This window comes from Peribacillus frigoritolerans, assembly GCF_030676415.1.
GTDB classification, from domain to species: domain Bacteria; phylum Bacillota; class Bacilli; order Bacillales; family DSM-1321; genus Peribacillus; species Peribacillus frigoritolerans_A.
In genome coordinates this window covers 57,032-77,834 of sequence record NZ_JAUUTW010000007.1, presented here as the reverse complement: position 1 = coordinate 77,834, position 20,803 = coordinate 57,032, and the positions used below count along the sequence as shown (strand labels likewise).

Annotated in this window: 22 protein-coding genes; 17 read left to right on the top strand and 5 right to left on the bottom strand. The window is 40.3% G+C overall.

The features are described 5' to 3' along the window. Nucleotides 1–334 precede the first annotated feature (334 nt). From spxA to pepF, 5 genes are all read left to right on the top strand, one after another. Nucleotides 335–730 (top strand): transcriptional regulator SpxA, encoded by a 396-nt coding sequence (spxA, locus tag Q8G36_RS09095; RefSeq protein ID WP_034314502.1) that lies wholly within the window; start codon nt 335–337, stop codon nt 728–730. 494 nt (nt 731–1,224) lie between these two features. After that, nucleotides 1,225–1,893, top strand: coding sequence for an adaptor protein MecA (gene mecA / locus Q8G36_RS09090; protein ID WP_034314498.1), 669 nt, complete (start codon nt 1,225–1,227; stop codon nt 1,891–1,893). A gap of 114 nt (nt 1,894–2,007) precedes the next feature. Continuing rightward, the gene (cls, locus tag Q8G36_RS09085) at nt 2,008–3,516 is read left to right on the top strand and encodes a cardiolipin synthase (protein WP_305159778.1); all 1,509 of its coding nucleotides are present in this window, start codon (nt 2,008–2,010) and stop codon (nt 3,514–3,516) included. 97 nt (nt 3,517–3,613) lie between these two features. Beyond that, the gene (locus Q8G36_RS09080; protein ID WP_305159779.1) at nt 3,614–4,822 is read left to right on the top strand and encodes a competence protein CoiA; all 1,209 of its coding nucleotides are present in this window, start codon (nt 3,614–3,616) and stop codon (nt 4,820–4,822) included. Nucleotides 4,823–5,011: 189 nt separating this feature from the next. Beyond that, the gene (gene pepF / locus Q8G36_RS09075; RefSeq protein WP_305159780.1) at nt 5,012–6,829 is read left to right on the top strand and encodes an oligoendopeptidase F; all 1,818 of its coding nucleotides are present in this window, start codon (nt 5,012–5,014) and stop codon (nt 6,827–6,829) included. Nucleotides 6,830–7,751: 922 nt separating this feature from the next. On the opposite strand, the gene Q8G36_RS09070 is transcribed toward pepF, so the two are convergent. From Q8G36_RS09070 to Q8G36_RS09055, 4 genes are all read right to left on the bottom strand, one after another. Next, on the bottom strand, nt 7,752–8,645 hold the full coding sequence (locus Q8G36_RS09070) for a ClpXP adapter SpxH family protein (RefSeq protein WP_370694030.1): 894 nt from the start codon (nt 8,643–8,645) through the stop codon (nt 7,752–7,754). Further along, nucleotides 8,642–9,046 carry a globin gene (locus tag Q8G36_RS09065; protein ID WP_260284005.1) on the bottom strand — a complete coding sequence of 135 codons (405 nt, stop codon included), beginning with the start codon at nt 9,044–9,046 and terminating at the stop codon, nt 8,642–8,644. The genes Q8G36_RS09070 and Q8G36_RS09065 overlap by 4 nt, the downstream gene beginning before the upstream one ends. Before the next feature lie 233 nt (nt 9,047–9,279). Continuing rightward, on the bottom strand, nt 9,280–9,921 hold the full coding sequence (locus tag Q8G36_RS09060; protein WP_305159781.1) for a lytic transglycosylase domain-containing protein: 642 nt from the start codon (nt 9,919–9,921) through the stop codon (nt 9,280–9,282). A 31-nt stretch (nt 9,922–9,952) separates the two neighbouring features. Continuing rightward, nucleotides 9,953–10,531, bottom strand: a complete 579-nt coding sequence (locus Q8G36_RS09055) for a CYTH domain-containing protein (protein WP_305159782.1) — start codon at nt 10,529–10,531, stop codon at nt 9,953–9,955. A 319-nt stretch (nt 10,532–10,850) separates the two neighbouring features. On the opposite strand from Q8G36_RS09055, the gene Q8G36_RS09050 reads away from it, so the two are divergent. From Q8G36_RS09050 to Q8G36_RS09040, 3 genes are read left to right on the top strand one after another with little or no spacing between them, the layout of a single operon-like run. Continuing rightward, nucleotides 10,851–11,471 carry a GTP pyrophosphokinase gene (locus Q8G36_RS09050; RefSeq protein ID WP_034314484.1) on the top strand — a complete coding sequence of 207 codons (621 nt, stop codon included), beginning with the start codon at nt 10,851–10,853 and terminating at the stop codon, nt 11,469–11,471. Between the two features lie 49 nt (nt 11,472–11,520). Next, complete coding sequence (locus Q8G36_RS09045; protein ID WP_053534153.1) at nt 11,521–12,315, top strand: NAD kinase; 795 nt, start codon at nt 11,521–11,523, stop codon at nt 12,313–12,315. Between the two features lie 17 nt (nt 12,316–12,332). Next, on the top strand, nt 12,333–13,247 hold the full coding sequence (locus Q8G36_RS09040; RefSeq protein ID WP_305159783.1) for an RluA family pseudouridine synthase: 915 nt from the start codon (nt 12,333–12,335) through the stop codon (nt 13,245–13,247). A 90-nt stretch (nt 13,248–13,337) separates the two neighbouring features. On the opposite strand, the gene prpE is transcribed toward Q8G36_RS09040, so the two are convergent. Further along, the gene (gene prpE, locus Q8G36_RS09035) at nt 13,338–14,081 is read right to left on the bottom strand and encodes a bis(5'-nucleosyl)-tetraphosphatase PrpE (RefSeq protein WP_305159784.1); all 744 of its coding nucleotides are present in this window, start codon (nt 14,079–14,081) and stop codon (nt 13,338–13,340) included. 113 nt (nt 14,082–14,194) lie between these two features. Between prpE and mgtE the strand changes: the two genes are divergently transcribed. The 9 genes from mgtE (at nt 14,195) to spoVAE (ending at nt 20,735) form a co-directional block, all read left to right on the top strand. Further along, nucleotides 14,195–15,568: a magnesium transporter gene (gene mgtE, locus Q8G36_RS09030; RefSeq protein ID WP_305159785.1), complete on the top strand. Its 1,374-nt coding sequence runs from the start codon at nt 14,195–14,197 to the stop codon at nt 15,566–15,568. 132 nt (nt 15,569–15,700) lie between these two features. Continuing rightward, the gene (gene fabI / locus Q8G36_RS09025) at nt 15,701–16,474 is read left to right on the top strand and encodes an enoyl-ACP reductase FabI (RefSeq protein ID WP_305159786.1); all 774 of its coding nucleotides are present in this window, start codon (nt 15,701–15,703) and stop codon (nt 16,472–16,474) included. Between the two features lie 299 nt (nt 16,475–16,773). Continuing rightward, on the top strand, nt 16,774–17,088 hold the full coding sequence (locus Q8G36_RS09020; protein WP_305159787.1) for a hypothetical protein: 315 nt from the start codon (nt 16,774–16,776) through the stop codon (nt 17,086–17,088). An 11-nt stretch (nt 17,089–17,099) separates the two neighbouring features. Next, nucleotides 17,100–17,678, top strand: coding sequence for a hypothetical protein (locus tag Q8G36_RS09015; protein WP_305159788.1), 579 nt, complete (start codon nt 17,100–17,102; stop codon nt 17,676–17,678). Nucleotides 17,679–17,692: 14 nt separating this feature from the next. Further along, on the top strand, nt 17,693–18,058 hold the full coding sequence (locus tag Q8G36_RS09010; RefSeq protein ID WP_305159789.1) for a DUF1360 domain-containing protein: 366 nt from the start codon (nt 17,693–17,695) through the stop codon (nt 18,056–18,058). Between the two features lie 289 nt (nt 18,059–18,347). Further along, nucleotides 18,348–18,845 carry a YhcN/YlaJ family sporulation lipoprotein gene (locus Q8G36_RS09005; protein WP_305159790.1) on the top strand — a complete coding sequence of 166 codons (498 nt, stop codon included), beginning with the start codon at nt 18,348–18,350 and terminating at the stop codon, nt 18,843–18,845. Nucleotides 18,846–18,862: 17 nt separating this feature from the next. Further along, on the top strand, nt 18,863–19,333 hold the full coding sequence (gene spoVAC, locus Q8G36_RS09000) for a stage V sporulation protein AC (protein WP_305159791.1): 471 nt from the start codon (nt 18,863–18,865) through the stop codon (nt 19,331–19,333). A gap of 3 nt (nt 19,334–19,336) precedes the next feature. Beyond that, nucleotides 19,337–20,362 carry a stage V sporulation protein AD gene (gene spoVAD, locus Q8G36_RS08995; protein ID WP_305159792.1) on the top strand — a complete coding sequence of 342 codons (1,026 nt, stop codon included), beginning with the start codon at nt 19,337–19,339 and terminating at the stop codon, nt 20,360–20,362. A 16-nt stretch (nt 20,363–20,378) separates the two neighbouring features. Continuing rightward, on the top strand, nt 20,379–20,735 hold the full coding sequence (spoVAE, locus tag Q8G36_RS08990; RefSeq protein WP_076367087.1) for a stage V sporulation protein AE: 357 nt from the start codon (nt 20,379–20,381) through the stop codon (nt 20,733–20,735). Nucleotides 20,736–20,803: the final 68 nt, after the last annotated feature.

Below are 20,803 nucleotides of genomic sequence, written 5' to 3'. Positions count from 1 at the left end.
ATTGGGGGTAAATAAAAGTAACGAGTTAATTAAAAAATCATGAGGGCCGTATGGAGAGTTAAATGAGAATGGTGGGTAGGTATTTTCAATTAGAAAAAGCGGTTTTAATGTATTACATAAAAAACAGAAATAGCTATAGTACAGGCTAAACTAGAAGTTTAAAAGGATTTTTCCAAATATCAAAAAGGGTATTCATTTTAAATAAATTAGTGTATAATAAAGAAAATGAAATACTTATTTAAAATTATTTCAAATTAGAGTGGTACTTATGAATACTAATAGTAGATTTCCCCTCATAGATCACCGATTCTATATTTAGGGAGTGTGAGTAAACATGGTAACATTATATACATCACCTAGTTGTACTTCATGCAGAAAAGCAAAAGCATGGTTAGAGGAACATGAGATTGGATATAAAGAAAGAAACATTTTTTCAGAACCGTTAACGATTGATGAGATTAAAGAAATTCTTCGAATGACAGAAGATGGAACCGATGAAATCATTTCAACACGGTCAAAAACTTTCCAAAAGCTAAACGTAAATTTAGAGAGCCTGCCTCTTCAAGAATTATATAAATTGATCAAGGAAAATCCAGGTCTGTTGAGACGTCCAATTATCCTTGACGAGAAACGGCTTCAAGTTGGTTATAACGAAGATGAGATAAGACGATTTTTACCACGTAAAGTTCGTACCTTCCAGTTACGGGAAGCACAACGTATGGTCAACTAATAAGGTCTTTCAAGCTCTGCCAGGAAATGTGCAGGGCTTTTTCTTTATACATAACCGATTTTTCGCTGATTTTTTTAACTTAATGACGGGGAACATAACAGGATTCATAGGTAACAGCAGACGTTTCTGAGCTGCAGCAGGTCCCTTGAACCTGTCATCATTTAAAGAAAAAATAAGAATGCAGCTCATCATGCCATGTATATAATAAGGCATTAACGGCAGTAGGATAAAAATTAAATAAAGCATTAGGATAGTTGCATGCGGATGAATTTTTTTATAGAATGAATGGAATATTAGGCAAACAATTGTTTTTTAGATAAGTAATGTTTTTTATTTCCCTTCTTCAAGGTTTTGTCATAAAATGATGTAAAATAGTCTGTTTTAATGACTATCATGATTTACAGTATTCACTTACGGGTAAAGAGCTTTTAAGAGCAATTTTCGCTTGGGGGTTATTATCCCTTCAAAATGAGAAAGGAAGGGAGAGGGGAATCATGGAAATCGAACGCATTAATGACGATACAGTTAAATTTTATATTTCCTATATAGATATTGAGGAAAGAGGCTTTGATCGCGAAGAAATTTGGTACAGCCGCGAGCGAAGTGAGGAACTTTTTTGGGAAATGATGGATGAAGTGCATCAAGAAGAAGAATTCATGATTGAAGGACCTTTATGGATTCAAGTTCAAGCCCTTGAAAAAGGCTTGGAAGTTTTGGTCACAAAAGCCCAGCTTGCCAAAGATGGTCAGAAACTCGAGCTGCCTCTTTCAGATGATAAGTTAAGGGATTTGAATGTATCAGACAAGATGGATACGCTTCTTGATCAACATTTTCATGGTAAAGATGAAGAAAGCGGCATGACATTCGAAGATGGTATGATTGAATTCATCACGACTTTCGAGGATTTTGAAGATGTCATTTCATTAAGCAAACGTCATGGCTTGGATGACTGGACGACAAAACTTTATGTTTATCAGAATAAATATTATCTTTATATTGAATTTTCCGAAGCGGAGATTGATGAGGAAGAAATCGATAATGTTCTAAGTCTTTTATTGGAATATAGTCAGGAGTCACCTATAACGGTGCACATGCTTGAAGAGTACGGGAAGATTGTTATCGAAAATGATGTTTTCACAACGGTCGATAAATATTTCGCATAGACTGTTGAGGCCGATTTCAGTAGAAATCGGCCTTTTCGTCCAAGACTAAATGTTTTTTACCTTAGCAGGGAGGTTTTTAAATGTGCCTGTGTTTATTAATTGGAGGGAGTCTAGGTGAAGAATATAGTTGGCATCGGTCTGCTTATTCTCTTGTTGGTCAGCACTTGGTATTTTCTAATAAATGGCGTCCATGGCGGGCTGATTTTTTATTCTAGCCTTATATTGTCCTTTTTCTTGGTGATAATTGGATTCAACATTTTCCTGGAAAACCGAGATCCCGTCCAGACCATAACATGGCTTATTATTTTTGTCGCTTTCCCATTCATCGGTTTCATTTTTTACTTTTTGTTTGGACGTAATTTTCGGAAAGAAAGGATATTTCGCAAGAAGTACTTTTTGGATAAACAGAGCTTCGTGAAAATAAGCGGCGAAGCGGAATATATTGAACGAATTAAGGAAATGGGGGGGAACCCTCAGCAGTTAATCAATCTTGCAAATAGGCTGGGGAATAGCCCTATTTCATTTACGACTGAAACCCGGGTCTTAAGGAATGGTGAGGAGACATTTTCCAATATCATCGAAGAATTAAAAAAAGCCAGACATCATATTCATTTAGAATATTATATTGTTAGGGATGACCGCATTGGCGGTCTGCTAAAGGACATCTTGATACAAAAAGTAAAAGAAGGGGTAGAGGTCCGATTTCTCTATGATGCGGTTGGTTCTTGGAAGTTAGCTCGCTCTTATATCGATGAACTGAGGAGTGCGGGAGCCGAAATGGTGGCCTTTGGTCCGTTGCATCTCCCTTTATTAAATAATAAATTCAACTTTCGTAACCATCGTAAAATAATTGTGATTGATGGCTCTGTCGGTTTCATCGGTGGCCTCAATATTGGGGATGAGTATTTGGGACAAAATCAGAAATTCGGTTCTTGGCGGGATACGCATCTTATCATAAAGGGGGAAGCGGTCAGGACTTTACAGCTCATATTTCTGCAGGATTGGTATTATAGCACCAATAATAGTTTTTTAAGTGATGAATACCTCATGGCCGGACTGCCGAATCATCACGGACATGGCGGAGTTCAATTGATTGGCGGCGGGCCGGATAGTGAGTGGACGATCATTAAAAGCATTTTTTTTAAGATGATCACTTCAGCAGAAAAGTCCGTCTGGATTGCCTCCCCGTATTTCGTTCCTGATGACGATATCTTACAAGCATTGAAGGTGGCTGCTTTAAGTGGTTTGGATGTCAGGCTGCTCGTCCCGAAGAACCCCGATAAACGTATCGTATTTCATGCTTCGAGAACTTATTTTCCCGAATTGCTTGCTTCTGGAGTTCGTATATTCCAATATAATGAAGGCTTCATGCATAGTAAAATCATCATCGTTGATGACCAACTGGCATCAATTGGGACAACCAATATCGATATGAGAAGCTTTCACCTGAATTTCGAAGTCAATGCTTTTCTCTACCGGACGGAAAGTACTCAGCAGCTGGTGAATGATTTTTTGGAAGATATAAAGGTATCCCAAGAAGTGGAGATTGATGTGTTTTCCAAACGGAATTTCGGTTTGAAAGTATTGGAGTCCACTTGCCGATTGCTTTCACCCCTTCTTTAGATAGTAACTTTCCTTTATGCCGATCAGGCATTTTTTTTTGCGGATTAAAAGGAATCCTTATCAAAGCAGGCGAATGTAGTGGATGAGGAGGAGATGTATGCTAACTGCGATAAAGAAGGATGGGACTTGGATTACCCTCCCTGAAAAGATACCGGCAAACGTGATTGAAGAATGGAGAAAGTCAGCAGATTATTACTGTCCATGCTGCAAGATGGAATTGACCATCAAAGCGGGAAACGTCAGGGTCCCGCATTTTGCCCATAAAAATAGTTCTTCATGCCGTGCTTCTTCAGAACCGGAATCCGCCTATCATTTAATGGGAAAAAGAAAATTGTTTCAGTGGTTATTATCACATGGTTATCAAGTGGATCTAGAAGCCTACCTTCCCGAAATTAAGAAAAGGGCTGATATTTTAGTTAGGATAGGAGGTAATCGCTATGCAATAGAATTTCAATGCTCAGTTATCCCCGAGATTGAATTCATGGAAAGGACAAGAGCCTATCAAAGCATAGGCATCAAGCCAATCTGGATCCTCGCTGCAAAACTCTTAAAGAAGAAAAGCTTGTATGAATTCAGTTTATCCCGCTTTCAATGGCTCTTCGTCACCGGCAGCTTCCATCATCCGTTTCTTTGGATGTATTGCCCGGAAACTGATCATTTATCAGTATTGAAGAACCTCACTCCTTTTACCCCTAGAACCGTCTTTGCCGAATTGACAACAGCTTCTTTAAAGCTCCTTCCCCCTAGTCGGGCATTGCCCCAAAACTGCTATCGTTTCCCTTTTCTGCCTGTGTGGAGATATAAACGAAATGGCTGGTCCCTCCATCGAGTGAAAACAGCACGCAGTTGCGATCCTTTTTTCGAAGAGCTTTATTTACATCATATTTCACCTGCGACACTTCCAATTGAAATGGGTGTTCCCGTCATAGGGATGCTGTTGATCGAAACTGCCTCGATTGAATGGCAGGCATGGTTATACATGGATGTGTTTCAAGAGAAAAAAACAGGGGAAAAGATTTCTATGGCTGATATTATCCGCATTTTTAGAAAGCGTTCAAAAAAAGGGGAAATAAAGTTCAGACCGTTTCCATTGCTTAATGAAAAACCTATCGAGTATCCTGTAGGTCAATATATCATGCTTTTGGAGCAATTGGGTTATCTATCAAAGCTGGAAGAAGGGGTTTTTAAAGTTGAAAGGGAATTTACCCTTCCCTTCACCAGTGATCAAGCTCAAATTTTGGAAAAATTTTTCTATAATAAGCATAAATTGATGATGGAAAAGGGGAATATCCAGTATAATCAGTGATGACATCTCTATTTATCTTGAATTCAGATGAAATGGCAGGATTATTTTTGTTAATGGAGAAATAGTAATAAGAGCTGGGAATTAAAAACTTTAAGAAAGAATGAACGCCGAATGATGCATTGCAGCGTTCAATCCGGTTTAACGAGTTAGCCCAATGGCAAGTTTCTATAGAATGGGGAGGAATTTTTTATGGCACAGGAAACAAAAGCGAATACATTACCTTCAAGAAGTGAAATAGCTCCTGAAGATACTTGGAGACTGGAAGATATCTTCGCAACCGAGGAAGATTGGGAAGCTGCCTTCAAGGCGGTAAAGGAAGACCTCAAGAAAGCGGAGGCACATAAAGGGACGTTGGGAGAAAGCGCAGAAAAATTATTTGCGGCCCTTCAACTCCAAGATGAGGTATTCGAGAAGCTAGGTAAAGTTTATTCTTATTCACATATGCGCAATGATCAAGATACAACCAATCCTTTTTATCAAGGGATGGAGGATCGGGCAAAAGCTTTATACGCCCAGGCAGCGGCTGCGTTTTCATATATGGTTCCTGAACTATTGAGTATTGACGAAAACAAAGTGGAAGGGTTCTTGGAAGAAAAAGAAGAATTGCAATTATATAAACATTCTTTAGAGGAAATTAATCTTCAGAGACCCCATATCTTATCTGCAGAGCAGGAAGAATTATTGGCGCAAGCATCAGAAGTGCTCGATGCATCGGGCAATACTTTCGGTATGCTTAACAATGCCGATTTGAAATTCCCGACCATCAAGGATGAAGAGGGAAATGAAGTGGAAATTACTCACGGAAGGTATATCAGTTTTCTTGAGAGTGAAGATCGCCGTGTACGTGAGGAGGCATTTAAAGGGGTATACAGCAAGTATGGGGAGTTCCGTAATACATTTGCTTCAACCCTGTCAGGTGAGGTGAAAAACCACAACTTCAATGCCACGGTTCGAAAATATGATTCAGCACGCCAAGCGGCGTTAAGTAATAATAACATTCCGGAGACCGTATACGATAATCTCGTTAAAACGGTCAATGATAACTTGCCATTGCTGCACCGTTATCTTGATTTACGTAAAAAAGTACTGCAATTAGATGAACTTCATATGTATGATCTATTCACTCCTCTTGTTAAAGAAGTGAAGATGGAAGTGACATATGACGAGGCCAAAGATTATGTCCTTAAAGGACTTGCTCCGCTTGGGGAGGACTATTTGAACGTTTTGAAAGAGGGATTTGAAAACCGTTGGGTCGATGTGCGTGAAAACAAAGGGAAACGAAGCGGTGCCTATTCTTCTGGTACATACGGGACGAACCCTTATATTTTAATGAACTGGCAAAATAACGTCAATAACTTATTTACGCTCGTTCATGAGTTTGGGCATTCGGTCCATAGCTACTATACACGTAAACATCAGCCATATCCATACGGGAATTATTCAATATTTGTAGCGGAAGTTGCCTCGACTTGTAATGAAAACCTGTTGAATGATTATTTATTGAATTCAATCGAAGATGAAAAGAAACGCATCTATTTACTGAACCATTACCTGGAAGGTTTCCGTGGCACATTGTTCCGACAAACGATGTTTGCAGAGTTTGAACATACCATTCATTTAAAGGCTCAAAATGGGGAAGCGTTGACAGCGGATATGCTTACTAAGGAATATTATGAGCTCAACAAGAAATACTTTGGCGAGAACGTGACCATTGATGAAGAAATCGGTTTGGAGTGGGCTCGTATTCCACACTTCTACTATAATTACTATGTTTATCAATATGCAACTGGAATCAGTGCAGCAACAGCATTGAGCAAGCAAATCCTTGAAGAAGGAGAGCCTGCTGTCAAAAGGTATCTGGAGTTCTTGAAGTCAGGAAGTTCCGATTATCCGATTGAAGTACTTAAAAAGGCTGGCGTCGATATGACAAAAGCTGAGCCTGTACAAGAAGCCATGAATGTATTCGAAGAAAAATTAAATGAGTTGGAAGAACTTTTGAATAAATAGGATGTGGAAAGGACCCGAGCACTTCGGGTCCTTTCCATCTTTATATGGATGTCCGTCATAATCCTTTAAAACGATTTCTCTGATTTAAGCTATGAAGAATTATGAAGAAAACAAAAAATAAAATAGGGGAGGTAAAATACAGAGGAATGAGGTTCATGAAACCGAGTAGCTGGACAAATAGCGACCCTATCAAGAGTATGAGTAGAATAAAGCCTTTCAATGTGGTCACCCCCAACCTGGCAGCAGTATAAGCTCATCTGCTCTTTATTAGATAGTATGTTTAAGAATAAGCAGTATTCTAAGAATATGACAATAATGTGAAGTTGCGCACAAAGTTCTTGCAAATAAGGTGTGTTATCTGCTATAGTACAGATATAGAAGTTATCACATCCCAAACATATACCCCTTTGTTTGTTCGTCGTGAAATTTCTCCTATCCCCTTATTCGTATAAATAGATGAAACCCCAGCAGATTTCGCGATTTGCTGGGGTTTTTCATTTGTTTAAAAGTAAAAAGATTAAAATAGTACCGGTTGTAATAAAAGTTGGACAAAAGATTAAGTAATAAAAAGAAATGGTGGATTATTATTGTGATATATTTCACATACCCAAGCTATATCATATATCAAAAACACTTAGCTTTAAATAAAATGGGCTCTTATTTAGCTATATATACCAGAAGGGAAAAGAAAAGATGAAAAAAATATATTGTGAACAATTTGTGAAAAGTTGCACATATAGTTGAAGCATAAACGGATTATCTGTTATATTATTTATTGTGAAGTGAATCACAAACAAACTTATACCCCTTTGTTTGATCGTGAAAAATTTCTCCCATCCCCTTATTTCTTATAAAAAAAACCATGCAATTTTTTGATTTGCATGGTTTTTCCTTTTTTAATATAACAAAAAAGCAGTCAAATTCATGACTGCTTCTTTGTATATCTCCAAAACGTTCCGTATTTAGCAGGAATTTTCTCTGCCAACTGTTTTAAAACAAGCTTTTTCATTTCCAACTCGACGTTATTCTTATTCATATTATAAACCGTTTCAATTTCCTTTGTGGCCACTAGTTTGAAACAGCTTAAAAATTCTTCGAGAGAGGGAGGGTTTGCAGGGGCTGGAAGACCATTCAGCATATCTTCTAAAATTTGAACATATACCTCGTAAGAATAGACACCTGAAACTTTTATTCCCTCTTCTTCAATATTTTGATTGAAAAAGACAAGGGAAGGTATTTCAGTCACTTCCATTTCGCTTGTGATTTTCATGTCACATTGAAAGCCTTTGGCTGCACTGGAAGAATGGATGTCATAAAGGAATTCCTCCACATCCAATCCAACCATTTTGGCACATTCGGTCAAGATTTCGATATTGGATATATCCTTTTTTCCTATGAATACATATTCTTGAAGCTGCCTTAAAAAGCGAATGGCCAATTTACGGCCCTGCAATTCCGCTGCTTTTATTGCGATGGAAGCTGTATATGGAGAAGAGATTGGGTTTTCAGACCAAAGGCTCCCGTCGCAGGACATTCCCGAGCGGCTGGCTGTCTTTTCCCAAACTTGAGCAATGTTTTCATAATTTTTATTTTTCCCCATATTAAGAGAATCGATTTTACCGCTTAAAACATGGCGTAAACTGAACAATTGGCCATATTCTATCTGTAATTTCCTAATAATTGGTTCTAAGCCCCAGCATTCGGGACAAAGCGGATCAACAAAAACATAAATTTCAATTGGCTTTTTTCCTATATCATAGCAATGCTGCGTCTTGATCCAATCGGAAATATTGAAAACTGGTTTTTGTGCGCTCAACTGTCTTCTCCTTTCCCGTCAGTTCCGGATGTATTGATCATATGCTGTGCCGTCAAATAGAGGCGGTGATAGAAAAACTCCCTAATCTCACCCTCAAGGCCAATTTCGTCCATAGCTTGATACATGCATGAGAGCCATGCTTTCGCACGTTCTGGTGTAATTTCAAAAGGTATATGTCGAGCCCGCAACATAGGATGGCCATGCTCTTCGGTATATAAAGAGGGACCGCCTAAATATTGAGTCATAAATTGTTTTTGCTTACGGACCGTTTCAGTTAAATCGTCAGGGAATATTGGCTGCAGATCCGGGTGTTGACTAACGTTGGAGTAAAACACATCAATTAATTTGTGTAATTGCCCTTCTCCAATTAATTCATATGGTGTAGGGTTCCCTTGCATCATGTTGATTACTCCTTTTAAAGAAAGATGGTTGATATTTATTCATATTTTATCAATGACGTACTGATATAACAAATATATAGCTTAGAGAAAATTTTACAACTGTAGTATGACACAGGGGAATGATCGGAAACGACAGCTTCTGGGGAACTTTACCATTTGTTCTAGGTTCGTGGAAGAAGCATATATAGACATGAAAAAACTGACCCGTCACAAATAAACAGGGTCAGCTTGTTTTAGCTTAAAAATGTGCCATAAACTTTTTGAACATAGTTCTGAGTTTCTTTAAAGGGCGGGATGCCGTTATATTTATCGACGTTTCCTGGCCCAGCATTATAAGCAGCAAGGGCAACCTGGATGTCCCCGTCATAACGTGTCATCATTTGACTTAAATATTTACTCCCGCCCATGATGTTTTGTTCTGGATCGGTTGCATCATGCACCCCAAGACTTTTTGCAGTTGCGGGCATTAACTGCATAAGTCCAGTTGCACCCGCATAACTGGTGGCTTCAGGGTTAAAGTTTGATTCTTGTTTAATGACAGACTTAATCAGTTTTTCCGGGAGATTATATAAACTGGCTGCCTGGCTGATGATATGATCATAGTTTGTTGCGGTTCCGCTGCTCTGATTGTTAGCATGGGCAGTGGATATCGGGTTGATGTTCATGGATGTCAGGCCGCCGGGTTGGAGAAAGGACTTCGTTTCCGCTTCCACATTGGATAATAAGGAACCCAATGTCTGCGAAGTGCCTTCAAGAGCATCACCCGAAACCAGTTCCGAGAGCATGTCCTGGAAAACGGATCGAGATGAATTTGTATTTGTGAATTGCTGAATTGCCTGCAATTCCATAAACGTTTTGAAATCTTGGATTTTCAAACTCTCTACCTCCGAATGGGTTCAAACAGGATTATTCCTGGAATTTGGCACGATAAAACCTCTTAACCTTATTTTCGGTTTCCCTGACCGGAATTTGAAGGGTTTCGAGGAGGGACAGGAAGTTTTTTTTTCCAGATTTTGCTTCCGTCACTTCATATTCAAGTTCAAAGTCTTCCTGATTCAAATACGAACTATGATCTAAAACAAGTAAACCCTCTTTGTAAGGAAATTCAAAACGGTCTGTCTTTAGTGTCCCAAAGCAGGTAAAGTCTTTTGGATCAATTCCGCATTCGAGGATAAGATGTTGGATCTCGCCATCAGGGAATGTGTTATGATTCAGAAACGCATATGCGGTCTCTTCAGGAATATCTTGATTCGTTTCCAATAGTCCTTCTGTAGCGGGCTGTTTCAAAGTCAGCTCGTAACGCCCGTTTTTCTCTCGGATCCTAAGCGCAGATTCTTGATTTTTCAAAGTGAATCCGAGTGTATCGAAGTAATGGTTTTTCTGTGTTTTAAAGTTCGATGCCCCGACATGAAAGTATTCGATCAGTTGACGAAATTCTTTTTCGCTTAAGAGGTTTTTAAATTCAATTTCAATATGCTGGTTCATGTGTTCCATCCTTTCTGTCTGATTCTTAGGTTAATCATATAAGAAACATTCCAGCTGTCAAATTGAATTCAATAATTTTTTGCTATTGTACTTGAATATTTAGGAATCAATTGCAGGATATGATAAAATATAAACGTTGAGCACGAGAAATGGATTATCGTATATATAGAAATTTAATACATACTTTTTGCTAGAGAAAGATTTAATAGGATCCAGTGGTGAATTGGCATAAAGTCATGTGACTGCTGGATTTAGGAGAGCGCTCTGCCCATACCAGAGTTGAACAGGCGCTTTTTAGATAGATATAGGTGGTGTGGCAATGGAGAGTTGGGACGATTTCTTGGCGCCTTATACTCAGGCTGTCGAAGAATTAAAGGTTAAGCTAAAGGGATTAAGGAAACAGTTTGAGAGAGAGAATATTCACTCACCGATCGAATTTGTAACAGGCAGGGTAAAGCCGATTGTCAGCATTTTGGATAAGGCGAGCCTGAAGGATATTCCCATTGATAAATTGGGAACTGAAATTCAGGATATTGCAGGGCTTCGCATGATGTGCCAGTTCGTGGATGATATAGAACAGGTAGTTGAACTATTACGAGGTCGCAATGACTTCGAGATAGTCGAGGAGAGGAATTATATTTCTCACAAAAAAGCAAGCGGCTATCGTTCTTATCATGTTGTAATCCGCTATCCGGTCCAGACGATCCATGGCGAAAAAAATATCCTTGCCGAAATTCAAATCAGGACTCTTGCGATGAATTTTTGGGCGACGATTGAACATTCTTTAAATTATAAATATAAAGGCATTTTCCCGGAAGATATTCAATTGCGACTCAAACGTGCAGCTGAAGCGGCCTTCCTGCTTGATGCAGAGATGTCGCAAATCCGTACGGAAATCCAGGAAGCACAGCGTCTTTTTTCCAGGAAGAAAGATTCTTGAACGCATAAAAGGGTAAACGAGAAAAAAGCTAAATTGAAGGTGGGATTACATGAAATTTGCGATTACGTCAAAAGGAGATGCGAAATCGAATACTTTAATGCAAAGGATGCGAACGTATCTTCAGGACTTTCATTTGGAATATGACGAAGATCAGCCGGATATTGTCATTTCTGTCGGTGGAGATGGCACTTTATTATATGCTTTTCACCGTTATAAGAATCGATTGGATAAAACCGCCTTTGTTGGTGTACATACAGGACATCTTGGGTTTTATGCAGATTGGACCCCTGATGAAATTGAAAAATTGGTGATAGCTTTAGCGAAAACCCCATTTCAAATAGTGGAATATCCACTGCTCGAAACGATCGTCCGTTATCAGCATGGAGGACGGGAAGCCAGATTTTTGGCTTTGAATGAATCGACAGTCAAAAGTGTAGAAGGAACGCTCGTCATGGACGTTGAAATACGCGGCCAGCATTTCGAGACGTTCCGTGGAGATGGTTTATGCATTGCGACGCCATCTGGAAGCACGGCGTATAATAAGGCGCTTGGCGGGGCCATTGTCCATCCATCGATCGATGCCATCCAGATTACCGAATTGGCATCCATCAATAACCGGGTGTTTAGAACGGTAGGATCTCCACTTCTGCTGCCGGCACATCATACATGCATGTTCAGGCCGGTCAATGCGGTCAACTTCCAAATTACGGTCGACCATTTGTCCTTGCTTCAGGAAAATGTAAAGTCGATACAGTGCCGAGTGGCAGATGAAAAGATCCGGTTTGCCAGATTCCGCCCTTTTCCTTTCTGGAAGAGAGTGCATGATTCATTTATTGCTAATTAAGGAGATAGACTCACCTCATGTCAAATCAAAACTTTTCTTTGACCTGGTCGGTTTTTGAGGAGGATTCTGGCTCTTTATTGCGAGAGTTTCTCAGCAAATGCGATATTTCAAAACGAGCATTAACGGATATTAAGTTTAAAGGTGGATATATCCAGTTGAACGGCGAAGAAGTAACCGTAAGGGAACGGATTGAAACAGGTGACATCGTCACCGTCATATTTCCGCCGGAGCAGGCAAGCGAAGGCCTTTTGCCGGAACCCATCCCCCTGAATGTCAGGTATGAAGATGAGTTTGTATTGGTGGTGGCCAAGCCCCCTTCCATGAATACCATTCCTTCCCGCGAGCATCCCAACGGCAGTCTGGCGAATGGCTTGGCGGGTTATTATAGGAAGACGGGAATACAGGCGACGATCCATATAGTTACACGTCTTGACAGGGACACATCAGGTCTGGTTTTAATTGCCAAGCACCGGCATATCCATCACCTTTTAAGTGAACAGCAAAAATCAGGACTGGTTAAACGGAGATACCAAGCCATAGCTGAAGGAATCGTTGAAGGACCTGTAGGAGAGATAGTGGCGCCAATCGGACGAAAATCGACCAGCATCATTGAACGGGAAGTCAGGGAGGATGGCCGGTATGCCTGTACCCTATTTAAGGTATTGGCACACACAGAGTCCCATACATTCCTTAAGTTGGAACTCCAAACAGGGCGTACACATCAAATCAGGGTCCATATGGCGCATATTGGTCACCCGCTGGCTGGTGATGATTTATATGGAGGGAACAGGAGAGGTATCCCTCGCCAAGCCCTTCATTGTTTTGAATTGAAATTTTTACACCCTTTCACCAAGAAGATGATGTTGTTTCAAGAAGAGTTACCAGAAGATATGACCCGTTTGCTCGAGGGAAGTAAAGGATGCGATTCCTGACTTTATAACGGGGCGCATTAAAACGAATTCAAGGTTATGAAAAAATCCATAGACGCCAAAAAAACTCACCAAGATGGCGAGTTTTTTTGGTTAATCAAAAGAGGTCCTGAATTTTTCCGCTATATATGGCATGGTTGAAGGCACCTCTTGAAGATCCATTTCGGGATAACGGACAGCCGTCAGTTTTCCACCGAAGACGCAGCCTGTATCAATATTGTATGTATGATTGACTCGTCTAGCTTCAGGGACTGGTGTGTGTCCATATACGATCCAAGTTTCCCCTTTGTATGATTGGGCCCAGTCTTTCCTGACCGGAGACCCATCGGGATGTTTGGAGCCATTGATATCACCATAGAGGACAAAGGTTTTTACCTTACTGCCATATTGACCAATATAGTCACTGCGAATTCCAGCATGGGCAATGATCAATCGCCCTTCATCAATAAGTTGATAAAGTGGGGAACGTTCATACAGATCCATGAATTTTTTTCGGATCTTCTTCTGCTCCCGAATGTTCAGTGATTCATATTCAGCTACAGTAGTTTCTAAACCGTGTGATATTTGAACTTTATTGCCTGAAAAATAACGATACAATTTATTGCAGTGGTTACCTGGGGCATACCTTGCTATATTTTGGTTAATGACTAATTCATGGACAACCTCGATTACTTGAAGGGAATTTGGGCCGCGATCGGTTAAATCCCCTACAAAGCCGAGAATCCTTCCAGAGGGATGTACAGGGAACCCAGTCTCCCATGTATAGCCCATTTTTTCGGTCAGCTGCCTGAATTCAGCGAAACATCCATGAATGTCCCCTATGATATCGATGTTCATTTGACACACCCTTTGTTTGTTTTGTATATGTTTATGGTATTAGTATAGTATTATTTAAATAAATAAAATATAAACGAGGAAATGAAAAAATATGTTTTAGGAGGTGTATGGTTATGGAGGAGATGAAGGAGAGGGAGAGTAGTCAAGTGAATAACGAGCTTTTGCTTGAAGCGCTTAAAACGGAAAATCTAGATCAGTTCCGTACGGAGTTCCTTGAAATGCATCCATATGATCAGGCTCAATTTTATACAAGCTTGTCAGATGAATTCAGATCCGTCGTTTACACATATTTGTCACCGGAAGAAATGGCGGACCTTTTTGAAAATATAGAAATAGATGAAGAGGATTACGAAAGCCTGTTGGCTGAAATGAATCCTTCTTACGCAGCCAATATGCTTTCCCATATGTATGCGGATGATGCGGCTGATGTCCTGAATGAAATCAATGATGAGCAGGCCGTCAGCTATTTGACCATCATGGATGATGAAGCTGCAAGTGAAATCCAGGAGCTTCTGAACTATGAGGAATCTACGGCAGGAAGTATCATGACGACAGAGTTCATTGCCATTGAAGCAAACGAAACGGCTCGATCAGCCATGCAGATCTTAAAAAGGGAAGCTCCGGAAGCGGAAACGATATATTATGTGTTCGTTACCGATCAGGATAAGAAGCTGCTTGGTGTTTTATCGCTCAGGACATTGATCATAGCTAATGAAGATGCTTTAATCGGTGATTTAATGGATGACAGGGTAGTTTCCGTACCTGTATCTGAAGACCAGGAAGAGGTGGCACGAAAAATAAGGGACTATAACTTCCTTGCCGTGCCGGTCGTCGATTTCCAAAACCATTTGTTAGGGATTATTACGGTTGATGATATCATCGATGTCATGGATGAAGAGGCATCCGATGATTATTCTAAATTGGCAGGTATATCTGATCTTGATCATGTTGATAAGAGTCCATTTTCAGCTGCAAAAAAACGGCTGCCATGGTTGGTCATCCTCTTGTTTTTAGGCTTGCTGACTGCGAGCTTGATTGGCCGATTCGAAGAGACACTAAGCCAAAAAGCGATTCTGGCTGTATTTATTCCATTGATTGGCGGCATGGCTGGAAATACAGGAACACAAGCATTGGCAGTAGCGGTCAGAGGAATCGCAACAGGTGAATTAGAACAGGAAAGCAAGTGGAAACTAGTCCTTCGAGAGGCTGGAACTGGCCTTATTATTGGCCTGACATGCGGAATTGCCATCATTTTTATCGTCTATTTTTGGCAAAACGATTTAATGCTGGGTTTATTGGTCGGTATTTCGATTTTCATAACTCTAATCGTTGCCACACTTGCCGGTTCAATTGTCCCGCTTCTCATGCATAAAATGAAAATCGACCCAGCAGTAGCTTCAGGTCCTTTCATTACAACTATAAACGACCTTATCAGTATTTTGATTTATTTCGGATTAGCAACATTATTAATGGGCTATTTACTATAGGTCAAAGAAGGCCCTCTTGGAGGGTTATTCCCTGAGGACTTTAGAAAACGGTGTTTTTATCAAAGGAATTTTGATATACTGTCATTAGTAGCAGGTACTAATAACTTGTATTAAAATAGGAGGTCACATACGATGACTTTTTCATTAGAAGGAAAAACGTTTGTCATAATGGGTGTAGCGAATAAAAGAAGTATTGCATGGGGAGTTGCCCGTTCCTTACATAAAGCAGGTGCAAAGCTGATATTCACTTACGGAAAAGACCGTACGGAAAAAAGCGTTAGGGAACTATCTTCTACATTGGATGGGGAGCCTTCCATCATTTTACAATGTGATGTAACGAAGGATGAAAGCATTGAAAAATGTTTTGCGACGATTAAGGAAGAAACGGGTATCATTCATGGCGTGGCACACAGTATCGCATTTGCTAATAAGGAAGAGCTGGACGGTGAGTTCGTCAACACGAGCCGTGAAGGGTTCTTGCTTGCCCATAATATTAGTTCATTCTCCTTAACGGCTGTAGCTAAAGCGGCGAAGGAAATCATGCCGGAAGGTGGCAGCATTGTCACAATGACGTATCTTGGCGGTGAACGGGTCATGCCAAATTATAATGTAATGGGAGTGGCGAAGGCTTCACTTGAAGCCAATGTCCGTTACCTGTCAAGTGATCTTGGCAAAGATAACATCCGAGTGAATGCAATTTCAGCCGGACCAATCCGTACCTTATCCGCTAAAGGTGTACGTGACTTCAACACAATTTTAAAGAAGATTGAGGAAGAAGCACCGCTCCGTCGCACAACCACTCCTGAAGAAGTAGGGGATACGGCAGTATTTTTATTAAGTGACATGTCCCGCGGAATTACCGGGGAAAATATCCATGTGGATTCTGGTTACCATATAATCGGATGACAGTAAAAGAAGGGGACCGATATCGGTCCCCTTTTTTGTTGATTGTCCACTCTGCAGTATCTTCAATTGCTACATCCCCAATTGTAATCTTTTCACCTTTTTCAACTTCAAATGTTTTAGTTTTCTCCACTAATCGCCAACAAACCCAAGATTGATGTCTTTTTTTAAGGAGTGGCACATCTCCAGCATAATGAAGGGTAAATTTCATATAAATGATACATAGAGCTGATATTCATTGTTTGGGAGAGTCAGCATAAACCTGCTTTCAACCCTATTCGTGAAAAAGAAGGAGGGGCATCATGGACGTGAAGAAAGTTGGTCTGCCTTGTGCTGTTGGAAAACAAACCTTACACAATCCGCTGAAGAGACATATTAATTTGAATCAAAAAAATATCAGCACTTCATATACTGCCGAGGAATTGGTGGAGCTATTGTCCCGACTTCCAGCATTTGCACCTAAGCCTGTTTGTAAGTTCATCATCAATAACCGTACACTGTTCGGGAAATTGGAACAAAAAAAAGAATCCAGTTTGTTCATAAGGCATAAATTCGGGAAAAAAGTTGTCCAATATCAGTTGGAGCAGCTGCAATCTGTGGATATTCTGAAATATTAAGGAGTGTTTTCATGTCAGAGAAAAATGGCAATAAGGAATCCAAACCACTTTTATATGTCGATCAAGCAAAAATATCAGATCAGCATGGGAATATGCAAAGTGATTTTCGAACGAAAAAAGATACACCTCAAGACAGCGTTGAGCCGGAACTTCAGGAAGATGAGCTTAAAGAAGAAAAAATCGAAAAAGTGAAACGTGAATTTGGTGTTTATGATGCCATGAAGGAAATTGAAAAAGAGATAACGGGATTAAGGAAAATCACCGAACAGTATGTTCCTGAGCAAACTCCGGTTGAACAAATGGAACACCCTGAACACCCTGGAAAAACAGAACAGGAAAACGCAAAGCCGGTTAAGAGAAAAAGGAAAAAGGTGGAGAAGAAAGAATCTTCTCGCGATATCATTTCCCGCCTTTCCAATCATCAAGGTTTTCCAAAGCCATTATGTGAGGCTGTTATAAACGGAGAAACACTTCAATTTCATGTGTTGGGAATGAAGGGGGAATCAGTGAAGATTAAAAGAGGGAACCATACCCGTTTCGTGGGTCTGCCGGATATTATCGATGCCAAAATAATTGAAGAATCCAAGTGAAGGAGCAATATTAGATGTTTCTCCCACAAAATGAATTCACCTTATTTATAATATTAGGCTTGGCTTCATTCAGGCTGACACGCTTGATCGTTTTCGATAAAATCATGGAGCCGCTACGCCGCCCCTTTTTTAGAGAGATAGAAGAAAAAAATGAAGAAGGAGATGTGGAAATATTTTTAATGCCCAAGGAAAAGGGCTTGCTTGGCTGGTTTGGACAATTGCTAAGCTGTTTTTGGTGCGTGGGTGTCTGGGTCAGCCTTTTTCTGGTTTTCCTTTATATCCAACATTGGTTTATAAGCGACGTACTGATATTAATCCTTGCCGTAGCAGCAGTAGGAGCAATTATTGAGGTCATAATCAGCAAAATTATGGACATCTGATTGGAAACAACTTGTCTCTTCGTTCATATAGTATGATATAGATCTTAAAGGAGGAGTCATAAATTGAATCAGAAACAGAATCCATGGGCATATGCTAAACCGATGAAAAAAGATCAGCCAATCAAAATCAAGAAAGACTGTGGCTGTAATAATAACAATAAAAATAAAGGCTATTGAGTAAATAAACCTTTCCATTTGGAAAGGTTTTTTCATTTCCTAATCCTACCATTCATAAAAAAACAGATAAACAAGAAAATAACAATAGAACGATAAATTAGGATGTGATTCTATGTTCAGACAAGGAAGATATTTTAAGGGCAGCTGGCTGGTTTTTATAGTTGTTTTGTGTGTGCTTACTGCATGCAACAATCAGAATGATGGAAAAACGGAGAATTTAGCAATGATTAAACGTACGAATCCTGAACCGATGGATATCATTAATGGAATGGATGAGAAGGATGAGAAGGGACTGATCTCAAAGGTCAAGGAAACAGTTGCTAATGAAGACACCATCTATGACGTGATCGTGGTGAAAAATGGGAAAAAGATTATCGTCGCTTATAAAGTTAAGCACTTACAACGTTTTCATATGAAGAAAATTGAAAAGACGGTGACTGAAAATCTGGAAGAGAAGTTTCCCAAAAATGATTTCATCGTATCAAGCGATTATAAAATCTTTTTGGAATCTGTAAGATTGAACGAGTTACTCAAGGAAAAAGATGTACCCGAGAAAAAGGCAAGGAAGAAATTCAAGGAAATTGAAGAACTTCAAAAAGAATTAATTTAGAAGAGAGGTTCAGCACTATGAGTGGCAAGGAAAAAACGACCCCACAGCAGGATGCGTATCAAGAGCTCCAAGGAAAGCATGAAATTAAAAGACCAATAATGAAGAATTGTTTGAAAGCCTTCTTAGTAGGTGGGATTTTCTGCATAGTGGGACAAGCCATTTCCTACTTTTATATTTATTTTTTCAACTTTACGGAACAGACAGCCGGAGGTCCGACAACGGCTACCATGGTGTTTCTTGCCCTTTTGATGACCGGTTTCGGGTTTTACGACCGCATTGGCCAGTTTGGCGGAGCAGGTAGTGCCGTCCCTGTTACTGGATTCGGTAACGCAGTCATTTCGGCAGCAATCGAACATCGGACGGAAGGTTTTGTACTTGGTGTTGGATCCAATATGTTTAAATTGGCCGGATCGGTTATTTTATTTGGAGTATTTTCAGCCTTTGTCGTGGCGTTGATAAAAACGATTTATCTAATGATTGGGGGCTAAGCGGTGTTAAAGGGAAAACAAACATGGATGTTCACCAATAAACCGATCATCTTGGAAACAGGGGTAACAGGAGGGCCATTTGAAGCAAATGGGGAAATCGCGGGTGACTTCGATATTCTATACGATGATTTGTGGATGGAGCAGGATTCATATGAGAAGGCTCATCGACATTTGATGGAGAAAGCGGTTGAGCTTGCATTGGAGAAAGGAAAGATCGACAAGGAGCAGGTACAATTTTTCTTGGCGGGTGATTTAATCAATCAGGTTACACCGACAAGCTTTGCAGCCAGAACCAATGGAATTCCATATTTCGGCTTGTTTGGAGCCTGTTCCACATCGATGGAGGGGCTTGCTCTAGCTGCCTTCATCACCAATTATGGCGGGGCTAACTATGTGTTGACAGGTGCATCAAGCCACAATGCAGCTGTTGAAAAACAATTTCGCTATCCAACTGAATATGGAGGGCAAAAACCACCTACAGCCCAATGGACGATAACAGGAGCGGGGGTGGCGCTGGTTGCTCCTAATGGCAGCAAGCAAGGGGAATTTCCCCATATTGTCTCGGCCACTATCGGAAAGGTCATTGACATGGGATTGAAAGATCCTTTCAATATGGGGGGAGCGATGGCCCCGGCGGCCGCCGATACGATTCTGTCCCATTTTAAAGATACTGGTTTGACCCCGGATGATTACGATTTCATCATTACAGGTGATTTAGGTCAAATAGGGAGGGAGACAGCCATTGACTTATTAAAGCAAAAGGGCTGTGATATCAACCAGGAAAAATTCAAGGATTGCGGATTGATGATTTTTAAAAAGGACCAGCCTGTTTTGGCTGGAGGGAGCGGTGCGGGTTGTTCGGCAGTGGTTTTATACGGTCATATACTAAATGAAATGATTTCTGGTAAATATAAAAAAATCCTGCTCGTTGCAACAGGAGCATTATTGTCACCGCTATCCGTCCAGCAAAAAGATACGATTCCGTGCATTGCCCATGCGGTAGCCATTGAATATGGGATGAATTCATGAAAAAGGAGAGATTTCGATGTTAGCAATGTTTTTTTGGGCCTTTGTCATCGGTGGCTTGATCTGTGTAGTCGGCCAGCTTCTTTTCGATGTTGCTAAGCTGACACCAGCACATACGTTAAGCTTGTTCGTTGTAATAGGAGCTGTTCTAGGCGGATTTGATTTATATGAACCGCTTGTTGACTTTGCCGGTGCTGGGGCAACCGTCCCGATCGTTTCGTTTGGGAACTCGCTAGTGAACGGGGCAATGATGGAATCGGAAAAACATGGTCTCGTTGGCGTACTGACAGGTATGTTTGAAATTACGAGTTCCGGTATCTCTGCAGCAATCGTCTTTGGATTCATCGGAGCTTTGGTTTTCAGACCAAAAGGATAAAATAAGCGAAATAGGCAGCACTGGAATAGGACATGGCCTATACATATTTGTCCAGACCTACATATGTT